23 protein-coding genes are annotated in these 25,584 nt (G+C 42.5%); 7 read left to right on the top strand and 16 right to left on the bottom strand.

The window, feature by feature from the left end; genetic code table 11:
• Positions 1 to 106: 106 nt before the first annotated feature.
• Both FAM09_RS30535 and FAM09_RS30530 read left to right on the top strand, forming a co-directional pair.
• Entirely contained in the window at positions 107 to 949 is an 843-nt protein-coding gene (locus tag FAM09_RS30535; RefSeq protein ID WP_136580974.1) for an SDR family NAD(P)-dependent oxidoreductase, read from the top strand.
• A gap of 59 nt (positions 950 to 1,008) precedes the next feature.
• Positions 1,009 to 1,911 carry a helix-turn-helix domain-containing protein gene (locus FAM09_RS30530; protein WP_136580973.1) on the top strand — a complete coding sequence of 301 codons (903 nt, stop codon included), beginning with the start codon at positions 1,009 to 1,011 and terminating at the stop codon, positions 1,909 to 1,911.
• A gap of 174 nt (positions 1,912 to 2,085) precedes the next feature.
• Here the strand turns inward: FAM09_RS30530 and FAM09_RS30525 are convergent, their stop codons facing one another.
• Complete coding sequence (locus tag FAM09_RS30525) at positions 2,086 to 2,454, bottom strand: winged helix-turn-helix transcriptional regulator (RefSeq protein WP_136580972.1); 369 nt, start codon at positions 2,452 to 2,454, stop codon at positions 2,086 to 2,088.
• Between the two features lie 176 nt (positions 2,455 to 2,630).
• On the opposite strand from FAM09_RS30525, the gene FAM09_RS30520 reads away from it, so the two are divergent.
• Positions 2,631 to 3,005, top strand: coding sequence for a nuclear transport factor 2 family protein (locus FAM09_RS30520; protein WP_166437326.1), 375 nt, complete (start codon positions 2,631 to 2,633; stop codon positions 3,003 to 3,005).
• Between the two features lie 122 nt (positions 3,006 to 3,127).
• Here the strand turns inward: FAM09_RS30520 and FAM09_RS30515 are convergent, their stop codons facing one another.
• On the bottom strand, positions 3,128 to 3,499 hold the full coding sequence (locus FAM09_RS30515) for a nuclear transport factor 2 family protein (RefSeq protein ID WP_136580970.1): 372 nt from the start codon (positions 3,497 to 3,499) through the stop codon (positions 3,128 to 3,130).
• A 36-nt stretch (positions 3,500 to 3,535) separates the two neighbouring features.
• Complete coding sequence (locus tag FAM09_RS30860; protein ID WP_153825488.1) at positions 3,536 to 3,673, bottom strand: hypothetical protein; 138 nt, start codon at positions 3,671 to 3,673, stop codon at positions 3,536 to 3,538.
• 401 nt (positions 3,674 to 4,074) lie between these two features.
• Between FAM09_RS30860 and FAM09_RS30510 the strand changes: the two genes are divergently transcribed.
• From FAM09_RS30510 to FAM09_RS30500, 3 genes are all read left to right on the top strand, one after another.
• Positions 4,075 to 9,351 carry a LamG-like jellyroll fold domain-containing protein gene (locus FAM09_RS30510; RefSeq protein WP_136580969.1) on the top strand — a complete coding sequence of 1,759 codons (5,277 nt, stop codon included), beginning with the start codon at positions 4,075 to 4,077 and terminating at the stop codon, positions 9,349 to 9,351.
• Between the two features lie 399 nt (positions 9,352 to 9,750).
• The gene (locus tag FAM09_RS30505) at positions 9,751 to 10,263 is read left to right on the top strand and encodes a MauE/DoxX family redox-associated membrane protein (protein ID WP_208025687.1); all 513 of its coding nucleotides are present in this window, start codon (positions 9,751 to 9,753) and stop codon (positions 10,261 to 10,263) included.
• 184 nt (positions 10,264 to 10,447) lie between these two features.
• Positions 10,448 to 10,753, top strand: coding sequence for a DUF6520 family protein (locus FAM09_RS30500; RefSeq protein ID WP_136580968.1), 306 nt, complete (start codon positions 10,448 to 10,450; stop codon positions 10,751 to 10,753).
• 115 nt (positions 10,754 to 10,868) lie between these two features.
• Here FAM09_RS30500 and FAM09_RS30495 read toward each other — a convergent pair whose 3' ends face one another.
• The 13 genes from FAM09_RS30495 to FAM09_RS30435 form a co-directional block, all read right to left on the bottom strand.
• Positions 10,869 to 11,459: a hypothetical protein gene (locus tag FAM09_RS30495; protein WP_136580967.1), complete on the bottom strand. Its 591-nt coding sequence runs from the start codon at positions 11,457 to 11,459 to the stop codon at positions 10,869 to 10,871.
• A gap of 40 nt (positions 11,460 to 11,499) precedes the next feature.
• Entirely contained in the window at positions 11,500 to 11,679 is a 180-nt protein-coding gene (locus FAM09_RS30490; RefSeq protein WP_136580966.1) for a hypothetical protein, read from the bottom strand.
• 156 nt (positions 11,680 to 11,835) lie between these two features.
• Positions 11,836 to 13,590 (bottom strand): tetratricopeptide repeat protein, encoded by a 1,755-nt coding sequence (locus FAM09_RS30485; protein WP_136580965.1) that lies wholly within the window; start codon positions 13,588 to 13,590, stop codon positions 11,836 to 11,838.
• Positions 13,591 to 13,840: 250 nt separating this feature from the next.
• Entirely contained in the window at positions 13,841 to 15,094 is a 1,254-nt protein-coding gene (locus tag FAM09_RS30480) for an NHL repeat-containing protein (protein ID WP_136580964.1), read from the bottom strand.
• Positions 15,095 to 15,407: 313 nt separating this feature from the next.
• A complete protein-coding gene (locus FAM09_RS30475; protein ID WP_136580963.1) occupies positions 15,408 to 16,946 on the bottom strand; it encodes a SulP family inorganic anion transporter in 1,539 nt (512 codons plus the stop codon).
• Between the two features lie 402 nt (positions 16,947 to 17,348).
• Positions 17,349 to 17,957, bottom strand: coding sequence for a methyltransferase domain-containing protein (locus FAM09_RS30470; RefSeq protein WP_136580962.1), 609 nt, complete (start codon positions 17,955 to 17,957; stop codon positions 17,349 to 17,351).
• 46 nt (positions 17,958 to 18,003) lie between these two features.
• Positions 18,004 to 18,402 (bottom strand): glycine cleavage system protein H, encoded by a 399-nt coding sequence (locus FAM09_RS30465; protein WP_136580961.1) that lies wholly within the window; start codon positions 18,400 to 18,402, stop codon positions 18,004 to 18,006.
• Between the two features lie 16 nt (positions 18,403 to 18,418).
• Positions 18,419 to 18,745, bottom strand: a complete 327-nt coding sequence (locus FAM09_RS30460; RefSeq protein WP_317130706.1) for a DUF983 domain-containing protein — start codon at positions 18,743 to 18,745, stop codon at positions 18,419 to 18,421.
• 163 nt (positions 18,746 to 18,908) lie between these two features.
• Positions 18,909 to 19,427, bottom strand: coding sequence for a methyltransferase domain-containing protein (locus tag FAM09_RS30455; protein ID WP_243751817.1), 519 nt, complete (start codon positions 19,425 to 19,427; stop codon positions 18,909 to 18,911).
• 262 nt (positions 19,428 to 19,689) lie between these two features.
• The gene (locus FAM09_RS30450; protein WP_136580958.1) at positions 19,690 to 20,394 is read right to left on the bottom strand and encodes a Crp/Fnr family transcriptional regulator; all 705 of its coding nucleotides are present in this window, start codon (positions 20,392 to 20,394) and stop codon (positions 19,690 to 19,692) included.
• A 261-nt stretch (positions 20,395 to 20,655) separates the two neighbouring features.
• A complete protein-coding gene (locus FAM09_RS30445; RefSeq protein WP_208025686.1) occupies positions 20,656 to 20,913 on the bottom strand; it encodes a hypothetical protein in 258 nt (85 codons plus the stop codon).
• A 135-nt stretch (positions 20,914 to 21,048) separates the two neighbouring features.
• On the bottom strand, positions 21,049 to 21,789 hold the full coding sequence (locus FAM09_RS30440; protein WP_208025685.1) for a LytR/AlgR family response regulator transcription factor: 741 nt from the start codon (positions 21,787 to 21,789) through the stop codon (positions 21,049 to 21,051).
• Complete coding sequence (locus FAM09_RS30435; RefSeq protein ID WP_136580955.1) at positions 21,786 to 23,507, bottom strand: sensor histidine kinase; 1,722 nt, start codon at positions 23,505 to 23,507, stop codon at positions 21,786 to 21,788. Before FAM09_RS30435 ends, FAM09_RS30440 begins: the two co-directional genes overlap by 4 nt.
• 271 nt (positions 23,508 to 23,778) lie before the next feature.
• On the opposite strand from FAM09_RS30435, the gene FAM09_RS30430 reads away from it, so the two are divergent.
• Positions 23,779 to 25,428 (top strand): RluA family pseudouridine synthase, encoded by a 1,650-nt coding sequence (locus tag FAM09_RS30430; protein ID WP_243751816.1) that lies wholly within the window; start codon positions 23,779 to 23,781, stop codon positions 25,426 to 25,428.
• The last annotated feature ends 156 nt before the right edge of the window (positions 25,429 to 25,584 follow it).

The raw sequence follows: 25,584 nt of genomic DNA, 5'->3' as shown, positions 1-25,584 counted from the left end.
AGATGGCGTCCGGCCGGCCTGTAATTTTGTTGAAATAAAAACAACCATGGCCGCCAGGTATACCCCGGCACATGAGTGTTATTATACAAACAAAAAAACAGCAACAATGAATATTAAAGAAAACAAAAAGGTGTGGTTTGTTACCGGTGCCTCGAAAGGACTGGGACTTGCATTAACGAAAACATTACTTGAAGCAGAATACCGGGTCGCAGCTACCTCCAGAAACGAGGCACAGCTTATTTCATCAGCAGGGGCAGTTTCTGATAAATTTTTGCCGCTTGGTGTTGACCTTACTGATAAGCTTGCTGTTAAAAAAGCAATAGCAAATACGGTGCAAAAATTTGGCCAGTTGGATGTGATCGTGAACAATGCCGGTTATGGCATGGGCGGAACCGTTGAAGAATTTTCTGAACAGGAATTGAAGCAAAGTTTTGATGTAAATGTTTTCGCGCCCGTTTATGTAATGCAGGCAGCCCTTCCTTTTTTACGCAGACAACGGAGTGGACATATCATCAATATTTCTTCCATAGCCGGTTTTGCCGCAGCCACCGGCTGGGCTATGTATGCAGCTACAAAATTTGCATTAACCGGAATGACCGAAGTGTTAGCGCAAGATTTAAAAGATCTGGATATTCACGCAACCGTAGTGGCCCCAGGGGCTTTTCGTACCGAATTCCTTTCGAACAATTCGCTGGTATTTACCCAAAACAGCATTGGCGATTATAGTTCGGTACGTAAATCACACCAAAGATACAGGAGTATGCATGGTGTGCAGGCTGGTGATCCAAATAAAGCCGCAGCCGCTTTTATTGAACTGGCCGAAATGCCTGATCCGCCGACTATACTATTCCTTGGTTCCGATGCGTATAACAGAGCAAAAGGAAAGATCGATGATTTGAACAGGTCGCTGAACGAATTAAAAAACATTACCTTTTCAACCGATTATTGAAACAATGAAAGTCCTGGGCACGGTCATGGGACTTTTTTTAATTTTTGCTAAATTGGATTATGGAAAAAACACAGACCCTTTCAGCGTTCTACAAATCGAAATTCAAGTGGATCCCTGCAGAGCTGAAAGAAGGGCTCGGTCACTTCAATGTCTTTGAGCTGGATCCGTTCGTGGGCAAGAATGCAAAACCGCTCCCGTATAACCGGAAAGATTTTTATAAGATCACCTTGTTGATAGGAAACAACCGTATACATTATGCTGATAAAACGGTTGATTGTCTGAAATATTCTTTGTTATTCGGTAACCCAATGATCCCTTATAGTTGGGAACCGCTGGATGATAACCAATGCGGCTATTTTTGCATTTTTACGGAAGACTTCTTTAGCCATTTCGGTAACATAAAAGAATATCCGGTATTCAAACCAGGGGGCGATAAGGTCTTTATGTTAAATGAGACAACTGTGCAAGAGGTGATCGATACCTTTAAACAGATGTTGGCTGAAATTAAATCAGATTACCAGTTCAGGTATGATGTACTGCGCAATCTGGTGTATGCACTCGTGCACAAGGCACAGAAAATGCAACCAGCCACTTCGGCTGCCGAAGCTGAAACCAGGGGTAATGCTGCTATGCGAACTACGGCCATTTTTATTGAATTGCTGGAAAGACAGTTTCCTGTTGAATCAATAAACCAACAAATAAAATTAAAAACTCCGGCCGAATTTGCCGACCAGTTGGCAGTACATGTCAACCACTTGAACCGGAATGTAAAAGCGGTAATGGGCAAAACAACCTCGCAGGTAATTTCCGGGCGCATAGCTCAGGAAGCCCGTGCCTTGTTAAAGCATACGAACTGGAATATTTCAGAGATCTCGTGGTGCCTGGGATTTGAAGAACTGGCGCATTTCATTCATTTTTTCAAGCGCTTCAATAATTCGACGCCGAAGGAGTTCAGGGGGTGACTTGACAGTTCCAGAAACTTTAACTTGCCACCTCTCAATATGGAATGGATGTGCGCGCCAAAAAGGGAACAGATCATTTGAATGACCTGTTCCTTTTTATTGGAGAGATGATACAATAAAAAGGAACAGCTTACTTTTTGATCAGCCAGCTTTCTACTACCCTCGAAAATTCGGCTACGATTTCTGTCCAATCATTTTTTGGCGATGCTTTTTCCCCCATTCATGCATGGCAATGATCACCTCGGAAAGCGTATTACTGTAGGGTGTAAGTTCATATTCCACCATGATGGGTCTGGTGTCCAGTACCGTCCGGGTAACCAGACCATTGATTTCCATCTCCTTCAATTCCTTTGATAATATTCGGGGCGATATCCCGGCTTCCCTGGATAGTTCCCGAAACTTTAACTTACCGCCTCTCAATATGGAGATCAGTACCAGTTTCCATTTTCCGCCTACTACATCCAGTGTGTCCTGAAGGCTGAGTCTTGCCCTTCTGCATTCTTCGTCGGTGGCGGGTGTTAAACAACGATTTTTGTTTGGCATAGTATCCTTTTTGTAACTGGTATCCTTTGTGTAACAGATATCAAAGATATAGCATCACCCCTGTAGTTTTGTGAGGGAATAAAAAACAGTTAAAAGACGCTCAACTTATTAAAAAAAAGCTCATGAACACAACCATCACCGACAATAGCGCGGCTCGCGCTGAACGTTTATTTCGAATGCACCTTGCTATGTTTACCGACTCTGCCATGACTCGGGAAGCCTATGCCAACCTATGGACTGAGGACGCCGTGCACGAGTATCCTTATGCACCCGCCCCCTATTCAAAGCAGGTAGAAGGACGAGACGCTATTACGGCGTACATCGCTAACGTGACCCAAAGCGCTACCAACTGGAGTTTTTCTAACTTTGCCTTCTCAGCCACATCTGATCCCGATATAGTGTTTGTGGAGTTCGAAGGCAGTTCTCTGGTGACTGCTACCGGCAAGCAGTACAAGCAGATCTATGTAGGCCGCATTACGTTGCGAGAAGGGAAGATCGCAAACTACCGTGAATTTTGGAATCCAAGTTGGATCTTAGATGCCTTTCTTTAAGGTACCTCAGTATTATTTGAATTTATAACATAGCTAAGTCCTTGAATTTCTGTCAAAGCTCTAATCAACAGGTTAGAAATATTTGTTCTGCCGCCCCAACTAAATTTACGAGCCCCTATAAGTCATTGGATTGAAGGGGCTTTTTCCCCGCCTTTAATAACGAAAGCCTTTAGTTCTACAAACTTCCCATCATGTAAACGCCATACGTCACAGTACGTATAGTTAATTTCCTTCCCATCCTTGTCTTTCATAGTTACAATGCCCAGTGCTGTCAGGAACTCATTTTCGGCAATCAGATTAGTAATTGTAACCTTTGGCGGCTCCAAATATGTAGTTGCCATCCATTGACGAACAGCCTCCTTGCCTTTAAGTGTTTTGTCGCCAACAAATGTCCACTCGGTATCATCTGTGCATAACGACAAAAAGAAATCATAATTTCCTTCAGCAATAGCCGCATTTCCCATTTTTAAGATCGCTTTATTTTTATCGGACATATAAAACCAGTAGTTTGAGCATACTCACTTCAAATATCATTCCTTGGTAATAGTGGTGAGATTACTCAGCAGGTTCATAGTGTTACCAATTGGGTATCGTTTTTCCTGAGCATAGGTAAGGGCACTTGCTGCAAATACACCTAACAGTAGCAGGTGAAATTTTAATTTCAGCATAGTGTTTGGATTTAGGGGTGACGCTAAAGTCTTCCGCGGTCCCCGGTTTTACAATTACTTGGATATAAAATCTAATCAATGTCTTATGCAGAACTATTGTAAAGGCATATGTCTTTTTAAAACAACAGGTAGTAATAATTGGAAAAATGATGGGCATGGTTCTCTGCAACACATGTTAACCGAACTTACTATTACCATTGGATAGTGATGTAATAATCTATCTGCATTTACTTTAGAAGTGATCTTTTTGTTTAATGCAAATAAACTATCGTGCAGGCATATGTTTTTTTAAAAAATACCGGGCTCGTAATAATTGGAAAATTAAAAATAAACTTTTCCCGTAAAAGATCCGATTGCCCAACTTTGCCGGCATAAAACCAGTTCCAAACAAAAATCCCTCCATGAGAAAGCTAACTACTATCTTATTGCTACAATTAGTGGCAATCAGTTTCCTGTTTGCACAAACAGGCCCCGGCAAACGAAGAGATGCCATTTTCAATCTTCCCCCTGGCGTGCAGGCTCCCCGTTGGATAACGGATACCGACTGGGAGCACCCCAATATTTTCAGCATCGATGCCGCCATTGCAGCATTCGAAAATGACAATCATTCCGAAGCATCGGAAAAGAAAGGGAACGGTGAAGATCCCTATGTAATGGCCTATATGCGCTGGCGACGGAGCATAGAGCCTTTTATACAGGCAGATGGTTCTGTTGTTGAAAAACCCGGTTATTACGACCAGGTACTGAAAAACGCCATCAACGCACAAGCGAAAAATAAGCAGCAGTCTGCCAGCGCGCGAATAGCGGGCAGCGCCAACTGGACCGTACTTGGGCCCATTGAAACATTTACTGAGGCAAAAAGCAAGATCAGTCTTCAGGTGAATATGTATTCTATCGCCATTGCCCCTTCGAATCCTAATATATTATATGCGGGATCCGAAACAGGCGTGATATTCAGATCAACCGACAAAGGACTTCACTGGGCAAGCATCAGCGATGTCCTGCCGTTGTTTAGTGCAACGTCAATTGCAGTAGATCACACGAATCCTAATATTGTATATGCTGTCTCAGAAAGGGGCGAGATCATAAAAACTACTGACGCAGGATCACAATGGGCTTATCTCTCAGGTTACCAGGGCGGCAGAACCGAAAAGATCACCATCAATAAAAATACGGGAAGGATCTTGGTTGCCGGTGATAAAGGTGTGTATTACAGTAACAACAACGGATCAACCTGGCAACTGGCTTCAGGCAGCAGCGCCGACAGGATGTGGGACGTGGAGATCAATGCCGTTAACACCGACCTGGTGTATGCCGTGGGCAAATCGCAGGCAGGCGCTATTATGATCCTGCGCTCAACGAATGGCGGCGCCAGCTTTTCTGCGGTTAATTCTTCATCGCTGAACAACGTTTCCTCCCAGGACGGAGCAAGGTTCGGCGTTACCCCGGCCAATGGCAATACGGTATATTGTATCACCCTCGGTGGCCTTGGCGTGGCGCCCAGGCTTCTCAAAAGCACCGATGCCGGCGTTAACTGGAACATAAGCTTCACAGGGGGAACGCAATGGGGCACCTTTATCAACGGTCAGGGCTTTTATGACCTTGATATATTGGTTTCTCCCACCAACGAAAACCACCTGATCACAGGTACCTATGAGCCATTTAAGTCGGTAGATGGAGGGCTTACCTTTTCTTCTATCAAAAATATGGGGTATCCGATACATGCCGATGTGCAGTGTATGCGGGCGCTGGGCAATGATACCTATATGTGCACCGATGGCGGCATCGATCACTCAACGGATTTTTTTACCAATATAAATAACTGGTCGGCCCGCAATCACGGGCTCACCGGTGCCGATTACTGGGGCTTCGACCAGGGATGGGACCAGGATCTTATAGTGGGTGGCCGCTACCATAATGGCGACGCCGCGTTGTTTGATAAGTATGGACCCGGGAATGCTTTATCTGTACTGGGAGGTTCAGAGGAGCCTACGGGTCATGTTTTCCATGGCAAAAAAAACACGGTCGGTTTCCTGCTTCACGGTGTTAAAGAGGTCCCGTCTTCTCTTCCCGGAAATGTTACCATACCCGCGGCTCAAAACAGCAAATGGCCACAGGTAGATTATTATGGTATATTTTCAAGTAAATTAATGATCGATCCCTGTTATAGCAATACGTACTATGTGGGCGGCGGTCGCGGGTCTACGGTAGACAGCAATATTCTGTGGAAATCGGTTAATAATGGCATTTCATACACTGCATTGCATGATTTTGGCAGCAAGGTGTGGCGTTTCGATATTGCACGAAGCAACCGGAATGTGCTATATGTATGTACAAAAAACGGGATTTTCAAAACTACCGATGGCGGCCAGGGATGGACATCCCTAACGTTACCAACAGGGGTAACCTATAATTACTATAATGCTGATATTGCTGTTGACCAACTGAATGAAAATATAGTTTTTCTTTGCATGCGGCATGGTATTGAGGGACAAAAAGTTTTCAAATCAATTAACGGCGGCGCTACCTGGGTTAATTACACCGGCATACTAACCAAACAGCCCATCGCATTCATTGTTCCGCAGGCAGGCACCAATGGCGGCGTTTACGCCATAGCCAATGAAGAGCCGCAGAACGACGGTTACCAGGTATATTACCGCGATAACGCCCTGAGCGACTGGATACCTTACAGCAGCGGCCTGCCACGAAATTTTCGTTGCAGACAAGGTGGCATTATTTTTTACCGCGACAACAAGTTACGGATGGCGGGTAACCGGGGCATTTGGGAATCGCCGTTATATAGCACAGGAACACCCGTAGCCCAACCTATGGCCGACAGGCAATTCCTCAACCGTTCGGTCGACACTGTTTATTTTACCGATTATTCGAACCTGAACCATTCAGGCGCCACCTGGAAATGGACATTTCCAGGCGCTTCATACGTTAGCAGCACAACCGACCGGGAACCCAAAGTAGTATACACTTCACCCGGCTCTTATTCTGTAACGCTTGAAGTAACCGATGCATCGGGCAACAAAAATACCCGCACCATCAACAATATGATCACGCAGCTCGCATCGGCGCCAGGAAACTACGTGATAGATACGGTTCCCGGTAAGTGTTTGCAGATGGCAGGCAGTACCGCCATTGACCTGGGTAAAGTAAATATCAACAGCAACAATTTTTCCATTTCCTGCTGGATAAAGCCCAATGGCCTGCAAAAAAGTTTTTCGCAGATCATAGCACATGGTCCCTATCCCGGTTCAGGCACCAGAGGGTTAGGCATTGAATTCGCCTTCCAGGGCACCTATACCCCAACGCTTGAATTGGCCTATACCGATGGCAGCGGGGGATGGCGTAGCGGGTTGTTTGCCGACAGCGAAACCTGGAACTTTGTGGTGCTTACCTATTCGCCAACAGGGGTTAAGCTTTATTTGAACGGCGTGCCGTTTACTGTCAATGGCAACAATTGGCCCGTTGTAGACCTGTCGCAATCGCCATTTTACGTGAACAAAGATATTCACGGGCAGGGCGGCGCTTACAAAGGAGCCATAGACGAGATCAAATTTTACAACTATGCTTTGAGCCAGGATGAGGTAAGAGAAAAGATGCACCTGATCCAAAAATCCCCTGCCGAAAACGGATTACTGAAGTATTTCCAGTTCAACCAATATAACAGCAATGCAGGTACAGTTCCTGATCTAATGAGTACTTTTGAAGCGCTCATTCCCAATGCATCTTTCATAACAGCGTCTACTGCACCGGTAGCCGCCGGCAAGGTGTTTAGAAAACCGAATGTGAATGCAGGAGGCCTGCATAGCTTCCCCGGTACAGGCATCGATCTTTATTTGAAAAACGGCGGCACGTATCCCAACGGAGAAGTGGTAGCCTTTCAGCTTAATGCAGCGCCCGACCAAAATCCCGGCACGCTTCCGCTGGCACCCGCTTCGACGTATTTTATCATTAATAACTATGGCGACAACAAAACGATTACGGCTCCCGACAGCATCCGGTTCAGCGGCCTCAACATCAATGAACCTGCTTACAGCGCAACTGAATTCCGTTTATACAAACGCGCTTCCGGCGCCTTCGGCGCTACCTGGGGCAATGAGCTCAGCCGTTCAACCGGCTTTGGTTATGCGCCCGGCAACAGTATAGTTTCTTTCGGCACAGGCAATAACGTTACCACCTTCGGCCAGTTCGCGCTTTCGGCATCGCCCCTGAAGGCAGGTGATACGGTTGCCGGTAAGTGTGTAACGGTAAGTGCGTATAACGACACCGTTAACCTGGGAAAAGTAAATATCAACAGCAACAATTTTTCTATTTCCTGCTGGATAAAGCCCAATGGCTTGCAGAAGAGTTTTTCGCAGCTCATAGCGCATGATCCTTATCCCGGTTCAATTTACGGGTTCGGGCTTGGCTTTTCATTCAGCGGGTATGCGCCCAATCTTGAATTGGTTTATACCGATAATAAAGTGGAATGGACTAACAGAAACCTCAACCTGATAGCCGACAGTGCTACCTGGAATTTTGTGGTGCTTACCTATTCGCCAACAGGGGTAAAGATCTATTTGAACGGCGAGCCGTTTACGGCTAATCCCAACGCTATGCCTGCTATTGACCTGTCGCAGTCGCCTTTTTATGTGAACAAGGATATTCACGGGCAGGGCGGCGCCTATAAAGGCGCCATCGATGAGATCAAATTCTACAACTATACCTTAAGCCAGGAAGAGGTAAGGGAAAAGATGCACCTGATACAAAAATACCCGGGCACCGAAAACGGATTGCTGAAGTATTTCCAGTTCAACCAATACAACAGCAGCACAGGCAAAGTGCCGGATCTGGTGAGTGATTTCGAAGCCACTATCCCCAATGCATCTTTCATAACGGCATCTACTGCACCGGTAGCCACGGGCAAGGTGTTCAGAAGACCGAATGTAAATGCAGCGGGCCTCTATTATTTCCCCGGCCCCGAAGTGCTGTTTTCTCTGAAAAGCGGCGCAACTTATCCTAACGGAGAAGTAGTAGCCTTTCAGCTCGATGCAGCGCCCGACCAGAATCCAGGCACGCTTCCGCTGGCGCCCCGTTCGAAATATTTCATCATCAATAACTATGGCACTAACAAAACCTTTACTGCTCCCGAATTGATCGCATTCAGCGGCCTCGATCTAACGTCTGGTTACAGCGCAACGGATTTTCATTTATTCAAACGCGCTTCCGGTGCATTTGGCGCCACCTGGGGCAATGAACTCAGCCGTTCAACCCATTTTAATTATGGGCCCGGCAACAGTAACGTCGGATTCAACACCGGCAACAACGTTACCTCGTTTGGCCAGTTCGCTCTTACGGCTCCCGCAGCGGCCCGCTTATCCGCTACAACACCCGGGGAAAACACCGTTCCAAACAACAATGCCCTGACCACTGCGGAGTTTTATCCTAACCCCAACAAGGGATGGGGTTACCTGAATATCAGTTCGCCCTATAATAACGGGCATGTTACCCTGTACCTGCAGGATATAAACGGGAACATCGTGTACAAGGCTTCGGAGCAATTAAATGGCAGTAACAAAGCTATGATGCTATTGAACCTTCATGGAATACCATCAGGTGCTTATGTTTTACAGATCCGGTTCAACACCGGGGAATTGATAACTAAAAAAGTGATGATCGTTAAATAACGGTCCTTTACAGCCGCTTTATAAAGCAGAAGGCCGTCCCGGTTTAACCGGAGCGGCTTTCTGTTTTTAAATTTTCACGAGCCAGTATGGCTACTCTTTATTTTCAAATGTTATGGTTATTATATTACCCTTGCCATTGCCCGGCACAATGTGAAGAATCCCATGTAACCTGCCCGGGGTTGGCTGGCATTTATTAAAAATTAATATGAGGAGCTGTTTCTGGCGGTAGATAAAAAAATGATCCTTGGTTATCGCTCTTTATAAAGTGTAGTAATGATAAAAAATTGTGCAAATACGATAAAGCAAGTGAACTAACTTGCACCCGGTTGAAACGGCAATCACCTTCGCTAATTAACCGGAAACAGCTTATTACCTGTTCCCGGCCTAAAAACCGTATTTATGAAAAATGCTACCTTATCCAGTGCAATGAAAAGAAATGCTTTTGTGAATTTTGTTGTTGCGAAAAGAACTACGATCGTGGAATTAATTTCGGCCTTGTTTATATTGTTGTTTGTGTATACGGCAATTAATAAATTTCTTGCGCTTAAAGATTTGAAATATGTATTAAAAAACTTCCCCCTTATTGGCAGTTTTGCGCAGGTTATAACCTGGGGGCTCCCTATAAGTGAATCGATTATTGCGTTACTGTTATTTATACCCCGCACTAAATTATCAGGTCTTTATGGTTCACTGGCAATGATGACAGCATTTACCATTTATCTTGGTTATATGCTTGTATATACACCTAAATTGCCTTGTACCTGTGGCGGCATGCTACAGAAATTAAGTTGGCCGCAGCATTTGATATTCAATATATTTTTTGTTTTCCTGGCCATTGTTGCCATTCGGCTATATAAAAAGCAACAGGTTACCGGAGAAATAACAGAACCCCCGCTCGTCGTATTTACATAACTAAGATTCTTTGTTTTTTACTGAAAATTCGTAATACAATTTTACTTGTTGGTTCCAACAATACAACCGGAGTTGCGCAGCTCAGGTTGTAAACGGACACCACCGCCGCTATGGTGGTAAATCAGGGAGAGCCGAAAACCTGTTTAAGAGAGTAGGCGATCATTAAACTTAAAAATCACATTTTATGAAAAAGTATTTATTAAGTGCGTCCGCCATTGTTTTGGCAGTTGGTTTCACTGCTTTCACTGTTAAAAAAGAGGCTACACTTTATCTGTATGATGGTGCGCAGTCGGAAAGTGAAAGAAAAATTGCAACAAATTATACAAAATCGGATTCTGACATAATTTGCCTTGGTTCTGGCAATGAGTGCGCCGTTTTGATGTCATCTGACAATGGAGATCATCCTGATTTTACAAACGTTACCTTCCAACCTGGTACCGGGTTTCCTAAAAGTGGAGGTGCATTATTATTTAATTTAAGAAAGAACTAATTTACAGCCGCTATAATGCAGGAGCCGCAGAGAATGTATTCTCTGCGGCTTTCTGCTTTTAAAATTTCAAGGGTCAACAGGATTTTAATTTTTTAGTTTTCATGGGTCGTCAATATCAACAAGGATTATCTGCTATATTTCTTTTAAATGAGGAAACAAGCTCCAGTATCAAAAGACTAAATACATGTTGAATTGTTTCATCGCCCGATGGCGTTATTTCACTCCAACCTAACTTCTTCTGAAGCAGCCAGAACAAAACAGTAACTGTCGCTGCAGTTAAAGTATCAGGAATAACAACAGGATTATTGGAAGCTATTGCTGTAATAGTATTAAGGTGTGTTATGGGCATTCCGCCGGCAATTTCAAATTGAGGCGCAAAGCAAAAAACTTTAAAATGGCAATCGTCACTAAAGCTTAGTAGCTGAACGGTCACTTTGGGAATCTTGTAAAGAAGCATCCCTTTGGAAAGTTTGAATTTTTTCATATCCAGCACCAGGGTAACTTCGCCTTTCTCAATGTATAGGATGGCTGCATCATCTGTTTCCGCAGGGCTCATGAGTGGAAAAAGCTCCATCTCCGTAGAATCTACTATTGAAAAGGAGATCTTCCTTCCGTCGCTGTTTGTTTCTGTCTCAGAAATGCTATTGCAATCCGCCGGATCATATATGCTTTTTACCTGAACGGAAAATTGATGTGCGTTGTTCATTTTATACTGGTTTATAAGACGTTTTTGAATAGAAAAATTATCACAAGATCTCAAAATAGGGGGGATCGGCGGGCGCTGGAACGCAGTGGTCTGATATACTGGCGCGGATCATCTTATTTTCAATCTGCTCAATTCTTTTAGCATAGATCCAGAAAACAATTGCGATCAGCAACCCTGCTGTAAGAATAATAATGAGCAGGAACCAATTTTTTTTCTTCATGGAAATTCAGGCGTCTGCCATTTTGTTAAAGCGAATATACCTGCATACAGGTGCGAGGTCCAAATACGGAGGCTGACAAAAGCCTGACACCGACTGGACAAAAATTGGACATATTTTCATAAACCCTTTCAGGAGAGGGATTTAAACACAGGCTGGTTAAATTTTGGTCAGAAACGTTTCTGTGGCTAACTCATCATCCAGTTGCAGCCGCTTGCGGAGACGTTGCCTGATTTTATAAACGCTATCAGTAGAAATGCCGAGCATGGACGCCATTTGTTTGGTGTTCAGATGCAACCGGATTAGCGCTGCCATGCGCTGCTCGGCTACAGTAATGTCGGGTACCATTTCCTTGAGTTTTAAAAAAAAGCCCGGATATATTTTTTCGAAAAGCGTCTTAAATTTTTCCCAGTCTTCTTCGGTAAGTATGGTTTGCCGGCTAAGTTCGCTGGCAAGCTGCTGCTGTTCATCGGTGAATGGTTTGGTTGCTATCTGCTGTTCCAACTGTTCTATAACCATCGTTTTTTCAATAATGCTTTGGGTAAACATTTCCAGTTGCTCTTTTGCTGCGGTCAGTTCATTTTCGGCCGCAACCTTATGCTGAAAAGCCAATTGGCGCTGAAACCTGGATTTCAAACGCTGGCGATTGAGAATAAGTAAACCCACAATGGCAGCAAAAACAATGGCGGCGATAATGTAATTACGCTCTCGTGTTTGGGCGTCTTTTTCTTTTTGAAGATCACGGATCTCAGAAATATTCGACTGATTGTCGAGTCTAAGCCGGGCAATTTCCAGCCGGCTGTTGGCAACGGCCCGTTCTATAGAATCGTGGAGGTTATTGTATAATTGTGTATAGTGATAAAAACTGTCGTTGTTGCCCAGTACACGATATACATCCGCCGTGGCATAATACACATCTTGAAGGTAATAGGGCAGGGGGTGGGGTTGTTGTTGAAGCATTCGCAGAGATTCCTTCACCTGCAGCAATGCGCTGTCTTTTTTGCCCTGCATTAAATTGAGTCTCGCTATCATTTGCAACGCATGGGCCGCATTGGCAATTTCGTCATGCTGTATACTGGCGCGGTAGTCATATTCAAGCAATGGTTTAGCGATGTCGTATTTTTTTTGTAAGAAATAGACGTATCCCTTATTTCCCGAAATAATTCCCTTCCAAACTTCAGAATTTAACGCCTCTGCCATTTGCATGGCAATATCAAAATAATGAAAGGCAGAATCGTAGTTGCCAATTTTACGCCAGCAAAGGGCTATCGTATTCCAGCGGCTCATCGTATTTACTCTTGCATCACGCGACGTGTCTTTTTCATTTTTAATAGACCGGCGAATGTAATAGATACCCTTGTCAAGGTCGCGAGTGAGATAATAAAGCTCTCCAAGAAACTGGTATTTGTTTGATTCAGCGGTTATTCCTTTTTTATCAAGAATTTCAACCGCATTTAAACAATACATTGATGATAGTTCAATTTGATTGCAGAAAAACATCGTTTCTCCATACCACCAGCTCACATTTGCGATCAGATGATCGTCATTTATGGCATAAGCCTGTTGCAATGCAGGCTTCATTAGTTGTATGATGGAATCCTTTGCCGCCTTGTCGCGTATTTTCCATAGCATAATAGCCCGAAGGTGTTTTATGCGCACCTGAAAATACGGTCCTTCCCGGGCGCCTTTTTTTTCGAGCTCATTTAAAGTTCGGAAAACAATGGTAGTGTCTGTTTTCTGTAATATTTCTACGATCTCGGTAAAGTTTTTATTGAGCGTATCATCATCGGCATCTAAAATTTTTACCCATTTTTCCAGTGGCAGAGATTTGTTTTGTGAAAATGCAGGAACGTTTTGTTGAAGAAAGACAAATAATATCAATAGCAGGTATGGCGTTTTATTCAGGCGCATCATTTGCTGTTATTAAAACGTTACAACAAATTTATAGCAATCTGGTTTATTCATTGTTACATAAAAACCCGGTACTAAGTTACACGCTTAAAGATTAATAAATATTGATGTTGCCATTTTGATATAATCGGGTTCAAAGTCTGCCCGGCTAAAATTAAAAAGAGCCTTCAAATTGTTGAATTTGAAGGCCCTTTAGGTTGATGTACCCGATAGATACCGCAACATAAACCATAATTATAGAAGCTCACAAAAACTACCACCTTTCTATCGCCAGCTTGTGCGTACTTACCACAGCATTCCTTTCATTCAAGATGCGTATATAGTAGAAAGCCTGTGCTGTGATTTTAGGGATCTGTATTAGTTCGGTTTGTCTTTGTCTTGTCAGCTTTACTTTCTGTTGAATTACTTTTCTTCCAAATGGATCTGCCAATTCAATTATATACCTACCGGTGGGCAGATCATTGAATTGAATATTCACTTCATCAAACAACACAGGATTGGGATATACTTTGATATTACCGGTTTTTAGAAGTGGCCTGCCAAATAATATGACCGAAGGGGTGGATTTTTTTATGGGTAACACATTACTGCTTGCCAGATCGGCGATGCCATACAGGTGCTGTATTGCGGGCGAAGGCGATGCCTGCCAGCTTTTATGGTCAACTATAAAAGAGGCTTCTGTGTATATTGAACTGCTTACAAGCAGGTTCCCATTTTCGTTTATGGCAGCTCCGTTGGTCGTAAATGTAGCCGGTAATTTTGCAATTGTTGCAAGATAGGTTGCCAGCCTGGTTTTGATCTCGATCTTATAAACGTGGTTGCTGGCAGTAATGAGATAAAGGTTGCCTGCATCATCGGCAACCATATCGCCGCCAAGGTTGCTACAGGTATTGAGTATTGACATTTCCTTGTTGCGGGGATCATCTTTCAACTCGCCCATGTCGGTAAAAGAAGGCTTGTTATTTGTGGTAAACCGAATCAGGCGATTGTTGTCGGTTGTAATAGTATATCCATACCCATCAGGCGTTATTACCAGCCTGCTAATCGGATTGTTGCTTTTAAATGTATAATTGCCTGCCTTGCTGAAAGACAACTCCGGGTCGGCATATGCCTTCATGGTGGAAAGATCGATATACCTCAGCATGTCATCGTTCATGGCAACATAGAACAGCCGGTTTGTCCTTTGGTCAAAGGCAATGGCTGCAACTCCGGTGTTTACTTTGGGCGCCGCAGCATTATTAGCCATTATTGGAAAGGGCAAAACAGGCCAGACTATGTTATCCTTAAGCTGGTGCGTAGCCATATCGTATTGAAGTTCCCCTCTGTCGTTCATGTTTAACAGCATCTGGCTTAACTTCCCCGTACTCATATTCAGGGTCCGTAAGGCGATCCAATCGTTGCTTCCCTTGTTGACAGATGTGATGGCATAGGTGGTTTGATCTGACTGACCGATAACAGAAACCGGGAAGACAGCAAGCATCAACACATATCTTAACATATTGCGCATAACTTTTTGTTTTAGATTTTACAACAGCGTTGTTCTAATAAGAAATAAGATATGGATTGGGAGGAAGAGCGAGAAATTAAAAGTCGCTGGTTTAAAGAAAGAATAATTGACTTAGCTGATCGTAAGGCTTCGCCAATCATAATCACAGTTACAATGGATCAGGTTCCCAACAAAAGTAAATATTTTTATTTCACGGAAGCAAAATTACAGGGTCAATCTGATTGCTGGTCGAAAAGTGATAATCCAGGTCAATTCTTGTCTAAAATAAATTGTTACAGCATATTACTCCTGAAAGAGCGTTGCCTGTGCCGGATTAATGTATCGCAGTTACATTGACCTTTTCAATGTTTATGGTATATAATGTAATATGCCTGTCTTTCGCCTTATTTTCAAACTCGCTGATTATTTCCAGGATGTCGTAGTCAATGAAATTGCAGTTGCTGCCATCGATAGTCAAAACACTGTGCTCTGAAACTTCATCCAGTACTTTTTTTAGTTTTACCTTGTTTAGGAAAGTTACATTACTATTCAATTTGATCACTTCTGTTTCAATGCCCTGTATAACTGTTCTGGTGATTTTGTATTCTGCTTTGAAGTTATTTTGAATGATAAAATAAACAGACAGTAATAATCCTATGCTTACACCAATTAAAAGGTCGGTTACCAGTATCATTATAATGGTCAGTATAAATGGCAGGAATTGCTTCCAACCCAGGCTAAACATATTTTTATACAGTTTAGGTTGGGTAAGGTTATACCCGGTAATAAGCAGAATGGCAGAAAGGGAAGCATAAGGGATCAGGTTTAATACAAAAGGGAGCAATACAACTGCCAGCAATAGCAATACTCCATGGGTAATGGCAGACATTTTTGTCCTTGCGCCCGCATCTACATTGGCCGCGCCGCGAACAACTACTGCGGTTAAAGGAATTGCACCCACAAGGCCACAGGTCATATTGCCAATGCCCTGGGCGATCAATTCTCTGTTCACTGGGGTGATTCGATTATGTTTGTCCAGTTTATCAATAGCTTCGATACATAAAAGGGTCTCCATTGTAGCCAGCAACCCGATCACCATGCCAGCTTTCCAGATTTGCAGATTAGAGAAAAGCCGGTTAAATTCAGGAAAGGTAAGGTTTGAAAATTTACCCGGAGGAATGTTGACCAACTGGGGCTTTTCCAATGCTAAAAACCCAGCTGTATTTGTAAAGAAAAGAGAAAACAGTATGCCCAGGCAAACTATCAATAACGGTGCAGGTATGAAGTGAACTTTTTTTGCAAAAGATCGTCGCATCAATACCCGTAATAGCAGTGAAAATGCGGCAATAATCAATGAGGCATTACTCATATGGTGACTGAACTCCGTAATATTTCCGGAAGAGAACAGGTTCAAGAAATCGCTTGTCCAAAAGTCGGGTCTGTCATATCCCAGGGCTAATGGAATTTGTTTTGCAATGAGCATTATACCAATTGCTGCCAACATTCCTTTTATTACAGACGATGGAAAATAATTAGCTATTGAGCCTAATTTTAATAACCCCAGTAATACCTGGAATGCGCCTGCAATAATAACTGCCAACAGGAAAATCTGGTAGTTACCCAACGAGAGCAGGTAGGCAGCCACTATGGTTGTTAGTCCCGCTGCGGGGCCAGATACCGCCAGTGGCGATTTACTGATAGCCGCAACGATAATTCCTCCAATCATTCCAGATAAAAGCCCTGCATACATGGGAGCCCCGGATGCCAGGGCGATGCCCAGGCAAAGCGGCAGCGCTACCAGGAAAACGGAAAGACCTGCTGCGAAATCATGCCGCAGCCACATGATCCTGTAATATTTTAATGTTCGTTTCACCTGCTTTTGTATAAGGAATCGTCAGGCATTTTCAATTTTGGTTTTTATGGTACCTTAATGAACCGTCGTGATAATAATATAATAATGCAAATAACACCAACAGATAATGCCGTTCGATAGTCAATGAAATTAAATGGGAAAGCTATCAGTATACTGATAAAAACATCCAGGATAATCCCGGTTATTTTTTCATTATTAAGGTTGTTTGAGTTGTTCATTTCTTTTAATCTTCTTCGAAAATTAAATGAGCCTGGAGGGCTGTTTCATTTATTTAGGGGCTTATTGCATTCTCACAACAGCCCTTCCAGACATCATGGGTAGGGATGATAAACGAGCCTTGCAGACCTGTTTTTCAAACAGGGTAGGAAATATTCAGCGATCTATATACCGCTTAGTAAAGAGTCAAATTTTTATCCAAAATTTTAATAAGTTATTGAAATGTGCCTCTGCCAACTGATAGCAGGGTGGTATTTCATCACCCCAGCTGCAGTAAGTGGCCACCTTGGTGCCTATGCGCATTTTTTCTAACTGATTATACAGATAAATGCTGTAATAGTTATATAATTCATTCGAATACACGATCTCGTTGTCTATCTTATCGGTTCCGTCGAGGTTTTCAAAAAAAGCATTGTAGAAATAAAAATGGTCATACTCGTTCAGGTTTAGCTGGGTAAAATTCCGGTGAATAAAATGCACGTTTTGAAATCCGAGTTTTTTTCGGGCAGCTTCTGCATGTATTATCAGGTTTTTTCTTTGCTCAACACCAAAAAATGAAACCGATGGTTTATAATAGGCGCCGGCTAAACAGAATTTTCCAACTCCGCTGCCGATGTCTAGTATTTTCACTGCATCGTTGACAGCGAGATAAGAAACGACCTTTTGGGCTATGTATAGCGGTGACCAATGCATACGGGCCTGTGCGCTGACCGGCTCAGGATAAAGTTGATGAAATTGGGCATCAGTAGTAAACCAGTCTTTCAAATGAAGCGGCATTTTATTAGTAAGCTTCATAATGCGGAGTAGTTGTATTTTGTCTGTTTTAGTTCTTTCTCTTTAATCAATATTTAGTTTGCCGTAATTGGTATTCTTCAGGAGATAACAGGCCTGCTTTATCATTCAGGTTACTGGGCGCAACTAATGCGATCCAGCCGTTATTCTCAGGTTGTAGAAGCAATACATTTCTTTCTTCTGTAAGCAACAGGTCGTTAAAGCTGATAATTTTTCCTTCTACCGGCATATGAACCTTGATCAGGTAATCATCGAATTGAATACTGCAGATCACCTCACCTGGATTCAGCATGTTTGAAAGTTCATTGAGATTGATGTTATGGATTTCCCTAATGCCAGATAGTTTAAAGCTGCAAACACCAACGTATGCAACAGAACCCTGAAAATCTATCCATTCATGGTCATGGGTATAATATAAGTTTCTCTTTATTATATTGGGCGTTTCCATAATTTAATAACTCTTGCTATTGAATTTTCATATCATATTCAGGGTGCTCAGCTTTTTCAGCCTGCCAGTTTGCATTGTAACGGACAAAAAATGATAACCATATTGCCCTGGACAATCGCATTAAGTAGGGCTGAAGAACAACTAATAGCGTTATGTTTAATCCAAGCCACCAAAAAAATCTGTTATCATTCACTGACATACCTATCAGAACCCACCAGGCAACAAATGTAGTAACCGACAATGCCACTGTTAATGCGTAACTAACATACCCGGTACCATAATAAAAACCCACTTCAATTTCCATACGTTGATCACAAACCGGGCATCTATCATACATTTTCATAAAATGTTTCAACCTGTATGCATTTTTCGTTTGAAACATATCTCCCGATCTGCAGCGCGCACATTTGTTATGAAGGAGGCTCCATATATAGCCAGGCTTTGGGTCCTTTTTTACAGCACACATATTTTTTTGCCGTTTTACCGTTCCAGGGATGAATATTTGATTACAATACCTTAATCCAGAATTTCAATAAAGTATCAACTTTTGAATCTACCACATGATAATCAGGAGGGATCTTATTATTCAGGCAATGAAAAGTTGCAACTCTCGTTCCTGCTGGCATTCCATCGAGTTTTTTATATAACTGCTTGTGATAATAATTGAATAACCAGGTTGAGTGAGTTATGTTTTCATCGATCTTATCATTAGTCATCAGGTTTTCATAAAACGAATTAAAAAAATAAAAATGGTCGTATTGACTGAAATCAAGGTCAGTAATATTAGAATGAATGAAATGAACATTTTGTAGTCCTAATGTAGTACTGGCCTTTTTTGCATGATCTATGAGGTCTTTACGTTGTTCAACCCCATAAAATGTTGCATAGGGTTTATAATAGGCTCCGGCCACACAAAATTTTCCTACACCGCTGCCAATGTCCAATACCTTAACCCCTGGATGAGTTACAAGAAACGGCGCCACCATCTGGGTAATTTGTAAAGGGGTCCAATGTCTGTGGGCCAATGCCTGAATAGATTTAGGGTATAATTTATTTAATTGATCATCTGTACTAAACCAGTGATTTATCGTTTTTGGGTAAGTTGGTGCGGAGTGCATAGATTTACAAAATTACCCTGTTGACCAACAGATTGCGGTAAACCTTATCACTACAAAAAGTGATTTTTATCAATTTTATTTAGAGCATACTTGAGTGGAATGGGGCAGGTGCTATGTAGCAGGTGAAGCTTGCGGAGGTAAATTTGATCATCTTTTGTAACCCGGTTTACTAATAATTGGCAATTTTAATGAGCTGGTTAACATCGTGCACAATGATCTTGCGGCCCTTTGTTTCTATTATTCCTGCCGCTTTAAATTCGGTAAGAATACGTACGGCATTTTCGCGGGCGGTACCTGCAATGCTTGCCAGGTCATCGCGGCTAATATTAATTTCTACCGGCATGCCTGGTTGAAAATTGACTTTGTATTTTTCTCTCAATACAATCAATTGTAAAGCCAGTCTTTCCCTTGCCGATTTTTGGGCAAATACGGAAAGACTATTGGTTAAAACGGCAAATTCATGGCTTAAAGTTTTTAGTAAGCGTTTACTTAATACGGCAGACTGCTGTAACGTGTTCAAAAAATCCTCTTTGGGAATAAAGGCAATTCTGCTTTTTTCCAATGCGGAGGCTGAATCAGGATAGCGATCTTCAGCAAGAATGGCATGGTAGCCTATTAATTCTCCCTGGTTGGCTACATAAATAATATGTTCTCTTCCTTCATTGTCTACTTTGTATTTTTTTACTTTCCCCTCAACAAGGTAAAAAATACCGGCAGGGTAGGCGGCTTCCCGGAAAATAATTTCTCCTTTTGAATAGAATTGCTCCGTTTTATTTGCAGTCAACAATGCAAAATCTTCCGGAGGCAAATCCATTAATATGGATTCACTTTTGAAGTCCCACTTGTCAATTGGAAAAATGCCGCGTATGCTCATGTATGGCGGCAAATTTACCTTTTTGTTGCGGTTTTCGTAGAAGTTTACGCAATCAATAGTCCAATCAGACATATTTGACAACACCTGGCCAGGCAGGTATTATTGGTTTCCTATACCGTTGTTCCAGGACAGATCGTCATGCGCATCCCGACCTGTAGTCGGGAGGGTCGCTGGTTCGAGTCCGTCCGGACCGCGGAAAAATTCGAAAGCCTTCAAGTCGTTGGATTTGAAGGCTTCTATGTTAGAATAAATAATGAACAATCACCACCATTCTTGCATCCATGCAACCGATACCTGCTTTGCTTTCTCATAATCATCTACCACTACTATCAATTGATTGGCATGATCGCTATACTGCGTAAGGATGTTAACCCCAGCATTTGCCAATCTTCTGCAAAATAGGCCCAACTGTCCCGGTACATCCTGCCTGAGCTTCTGGATGACCACATCATTAATGTTCACTACCCGAATATGCACCTGTTCCAGTACTTCTTTCGCCCGTTCAGCCTCTTCTACCAAAAAATGCCCAATGCAGGTATCTCCAGGAATCTGGGATCGATAAACGTCAGTGAGATGAATATGCGTGTCAATAAAACCAGGTGTAACGAGTTTACCCCTGTGTAGGGCAGGGCGGGAGCTACCCTCATAGCAACATTACAACATCTTCAACAAATGCTTCCGTTGTCTGCTTACAGGTACATCCATGCCATTTTGCATACGCAGATAACCTCCGTCTTCCCGTTTGTAACTCTCAAGTTTATAGCTGTTCACTAACCACGACTGATGTACCCTGATAAACCCGTAAGGCTGCAGCAGTGTTTCGTATTCTGCAATAGGTTTGGAAACAACGAGCCCCTGCTTACTGTCACCAATGTAAAAAGTGGTATAGCTGTTTTCTGCTTCGCAGCATACGATATCGTTAATGAGTACATATTTTATTTCAGACTGGTCGGCAAGGGCTATGCGTTTCTGCTGACTATTCGGTATCATATGCGATTGTAACAGCAACTGCATTTGTTCCTGTTGGATCTGTTTGCGTGTTGTCACTTTGTGAACAGCAGCAATAAGCTCCTGCGGATCCACCGGTTTCAGCAGGTAATCAGTTGCCGAAAACTTAATAGCCTTTATGCCATACTCATCATATGCCGTAACAAAAACCAAATGAAAGTTCGGTTCTTTCAACTGCTTCAAAAGATCAAAACCTGTTTCTCCCTGCATTCGGATGTCAAGAAACAAAATATCCACTTCCTCTTTACCTAAAAATGCAGCTGCATCAGTTGTATTAGTGGCCCTGCCTTTTATATGCAGTGAAGGACAATAAAGTTCTATCAGCTTAATGAGACTTTCAATAGCCGCCGGTTCGTCGTCGGTAATAAAACAGGTTAGGGATTTCATGCAAGCCAGTTTTCAAATGAAAAAATAGTTGTAGTTCCTTCGCCGGGTATTGATCGTATATTCATGTCAATACGCATATTCTGCATTTTCTCGTTGATCAGTTCAATTCTTTTTCTCACCAGTCCAAGCCCATGGCCTTCTTTTCGTTCGTTTACATTCCAGCCTTCGCCATTATCGGTAATAGAAATAATAAGGTTGTACTTAACAGAAGATACATTGATGTGTAAAGCAGGATCTTCATTTTTCCCAAATGCATGACGCACACTGTTTTCCAGAACCGGTTGTAGCAGTAGCGGCGGAAAATCGATCTGCGAAGCATTTATCGTTTTATCAATAACAAGATCAAATGAAAAGTTTTTGCGCCTTTGTTCCAGTTGCAGGTAATCTGTTTCAAGATGCAGCTCTTCCTGTAAGGAAATGAATTCTCTTTTACCATAGTCCATGCTGTTACGCATAAACCGGGCTATATCGCCAATATAATTATTCGCTTCGTTGCTGTTATTGCTGTTAATGGTACCCTGTATGGCATTAAGTGAATTAAAAAGGAAATGCGGGTTCAACTGACCGCTTAATAAAGACAAACGTGTTTCAATGTCTTTGTTTTTCCGGCTAAGTGCTGCAAACTGTTTTTTATGTCGGTTCCGTTTTAGTAAATACCATCCGCCAAAAACAAGTAAAGCGAGCATAAAGCCCGCTGTTACTTTGAAAAAAGAAGTTTTTGTAATGTTGGAGACGCCCTGTATTTCTATTTTATGAATCGTTCCCGGTTGGTCTTTATACCGCAGGTAAAGCGTTTGTGTTTTCCCCGGTAGTATATCAGTGTCGTCAAGTAGCAGAAAAGGCCCTTCCGAAAGGGGTTGCTGCGGGCGCTGAATGGATTGCCAGTTACTGGTTCCTGTGAATGAGTATTCGATCCCTTCCCCGGTTTCAAGCGGTTTAAACATCAGCATGCCTATGCTTCCTTTGTTCAGTTTAAACTGAACGGCTGAATCACCACGCACAAGACCTGCCTTATCGAATTGTACATCAAGGAAATCACGGATCACTTTTTTTACATTCGATGAAGTGATCTCCGTTTGCAAATAGAAAAAATGTACAGGCCGGTCCAGTTGTCGTTTAATGAAGAACCTGCGCAGAATTTCCTTTGATACTTTTTTGCGAAGTGTTATTTCTACAATATCGTTATAACCGAAATGGAGCTCGCCGGTTTGGTGAGTGCTTTTCCATTTCCCGATAATATAATCTTTTTTTTCCCCGTTGTAACGGATCCGATTGATCCTGTAGTCTTCAACAGGTTTTAAGTTACTTAGTACCTGCCAGCCAGCGATTTGTTTCTTATTTTTTTCGATATTTATTTCAATTTCGTTGTAGTCGTAATTTTTATCCGCTTTGAAGAATGCTTGTATCCGTTTTGCACTTTCTTCCTCTTCTGTAAGAAAAACCACATTCACAATACTGTCTGTAATGAAGAAGGCGTTCTGCTCGAATGGCTGATCGGGGATCGATCTTTTGAACGCATAATACTCGCTGGATAACCTGAGGGGATTGGCTGTGGCTCCGATAAATGCATAAGGAAGCACGTTGGAATGAGCAAGGTAATATTTTATAACACAAGTATCGCAGGGATTGCCGTTAATAAGCTTTTGCACGGTTTTAGGCTGTGCAAACAACAACATGGGGAGTAATGCCAGGAAAAGAAGGATCGCTTTTTGTTTCATTGTATAATTTTCATGCAAGATGCTTACAACAGCAGCGCTAAAAATACAAAAACTGAATCTGGTATGTTTTTAACTGAATTTGGCAGCAGGGTAGGCGGCTTATGTATGGTGTCAAATTTACCTTTTTGTTGCGTTTTTAGTAGAAATTTACTGCCAATGGCGAAGGTCCTTCCTGAATACCCGCATTTTTGAGCAGGGAATATGATATTTTTGCGGCTTAAACGACATAAATCACTTGAGAGAACATAGTCAGGGGAAGATTTCCTATTTTTTGGACAAGACGATAAATGATATTGAATTACCGGAACGTTTTACTTTCCCTTTTTATTATGAGCCGCACCCTTTAACAAAAATTGCAGCTACTGAACTGCAGCATTACCTCGAAACTCAAACACACCTTGAGCATAATTTTGGACTGAGTACTGATAGGGAGGGCATTGCTATCGGCAAAATGTTTGGCGTTTTGGTTGTGCAGGATCCAGCAGGGAAACTGGGCTATCTGTCAGCTTTCTCGGGTAAATTGGCAGGCTCAAACGATCATCCCAGATTTGTTCCACCGGTCTTCGATATGCTGGTTGAAAACAGCTTTTTTCTCAAAGAGATAGAGATCATTAATGCTATTAATGACCGCATAAAGGAAATTGAGTCGAACAATAACTACCTGCATCTAAAACTTGACCTGGAAGTGCTTTCAGCCCAATCGTTGCAGGAAATATCAGCTTTCAGGGAACAATTAAAAAGCAATAGAGAAAGCCGGAAAGAGATCCGTGAAATGAAAAAGCAGCGCCTGAGTTCCCGGGATTATGAGGCGGTTGAAGCCGACCTTATAAAGCTGAGTTTGCATGACAAACATCAGCTTAATGTTCTCACAAACAAATGGGAAAAGATCCTTGAAAAGATACGAACAGCATTGGCTCAATTTGAAAGTGATCTTGAAAATTTAAAAAATGAGCGTAAGGAAAAATCGGCAGCCTTGCAGCAACAGCTTTTTGAACAATATGTATTTTTAAATAAGGATGGGAAAAGTAAAAGTTTACAGGAGATCTTCAGCCTGACTGCTTTTGGAAAACCACCTGGAGGTGCAGGTGAATGTGCAACACCCAAGCTTTTGCAATTTGCATTTGTGAACGGCTACAAACCAATTGCTATGGCCGAGTTTTGGTGGGGGGCTACTCCAAAATCTGAGATCAGAAAACATAAACAATATTATCCGGCCTGTACTGGTAAGTGCAAACCTATTCTGGCGCATATGCTGGAAGGTATGCTGGTTGACGAAAACCCGTTTTTACGTATCCCGGAAGGCAGTCGCGAGCTTAAAATTGTGTATGAAGATGAAAGTCTTGTTGTAGTTAATAAGCCTGCCGGATTACTTTCCGTTCCTGGAAAAGAGATCCGGGAGTCTGTTTACACCAGGCTGAAAGATGTATTAGACACTGAACCGCTTATTGTTCACCGGCTCGATATGGATACTTCCGGCCTTTTGGTAGTTGCCAAAACGGAGCAGGCGCACAAGCATATTCAAAGACAGTTTATGCAGGGTACGGTAAGAAAACGCTATAGGGCATTACTTTCTAAAGAAATTGATGAGTCAGAAGGAGAGATCAGCCTTCCGCTGATTGCCGATGTGTACAACCGGCCAAGACAACTGGTATGTTTTGAAACCGGGAAAAAAAGCATTACAAGGTGGAAAGTGATAAAAAAATACAACGCAATGACCAAGGTAGATTTTTGGCCGCTTACCGGAAGAACCCATCAGTTACGTATGCACTCAGCCCATGAACTGGGGCTAAATGCGCCAATTGTTGGTGACGATCTTTATGGTACAGTAGCTAAAAGAATGTACCTCCACGCCGCTCATCTCGAATTTACGCATCCCAAAACCAAAGAGAAGATCAGCTTTGAGGCAGAAGAAGGTTTTTAATAGAGCTTATCCTAAAATAAGAAACAGCATTGGGTACTTAATGGCGGTGCTTCCAGCATTTAACCGCCTTTTCATAAATTGTGGTTTGTTACGACGAAATAAAAAAGTCTTGCCGGTTTTAACCGGCAAGACTTTTTTATCTGTGAACGAAATATG

The sequence above is a fragment of the Niastella caeni genome (assembly GCF_004834005.1).
GTDB lineage: Bacteria > Bacteroidota > Bacteroidia > Chitinophagales > Chitinophagaceae > Niastella > Niastella caeni.
The sequence above is the reverse complement of the archived record's forward strand: the minus strand, read 5'-3'. Positions and strand labels throughout refer to the sequence as shown.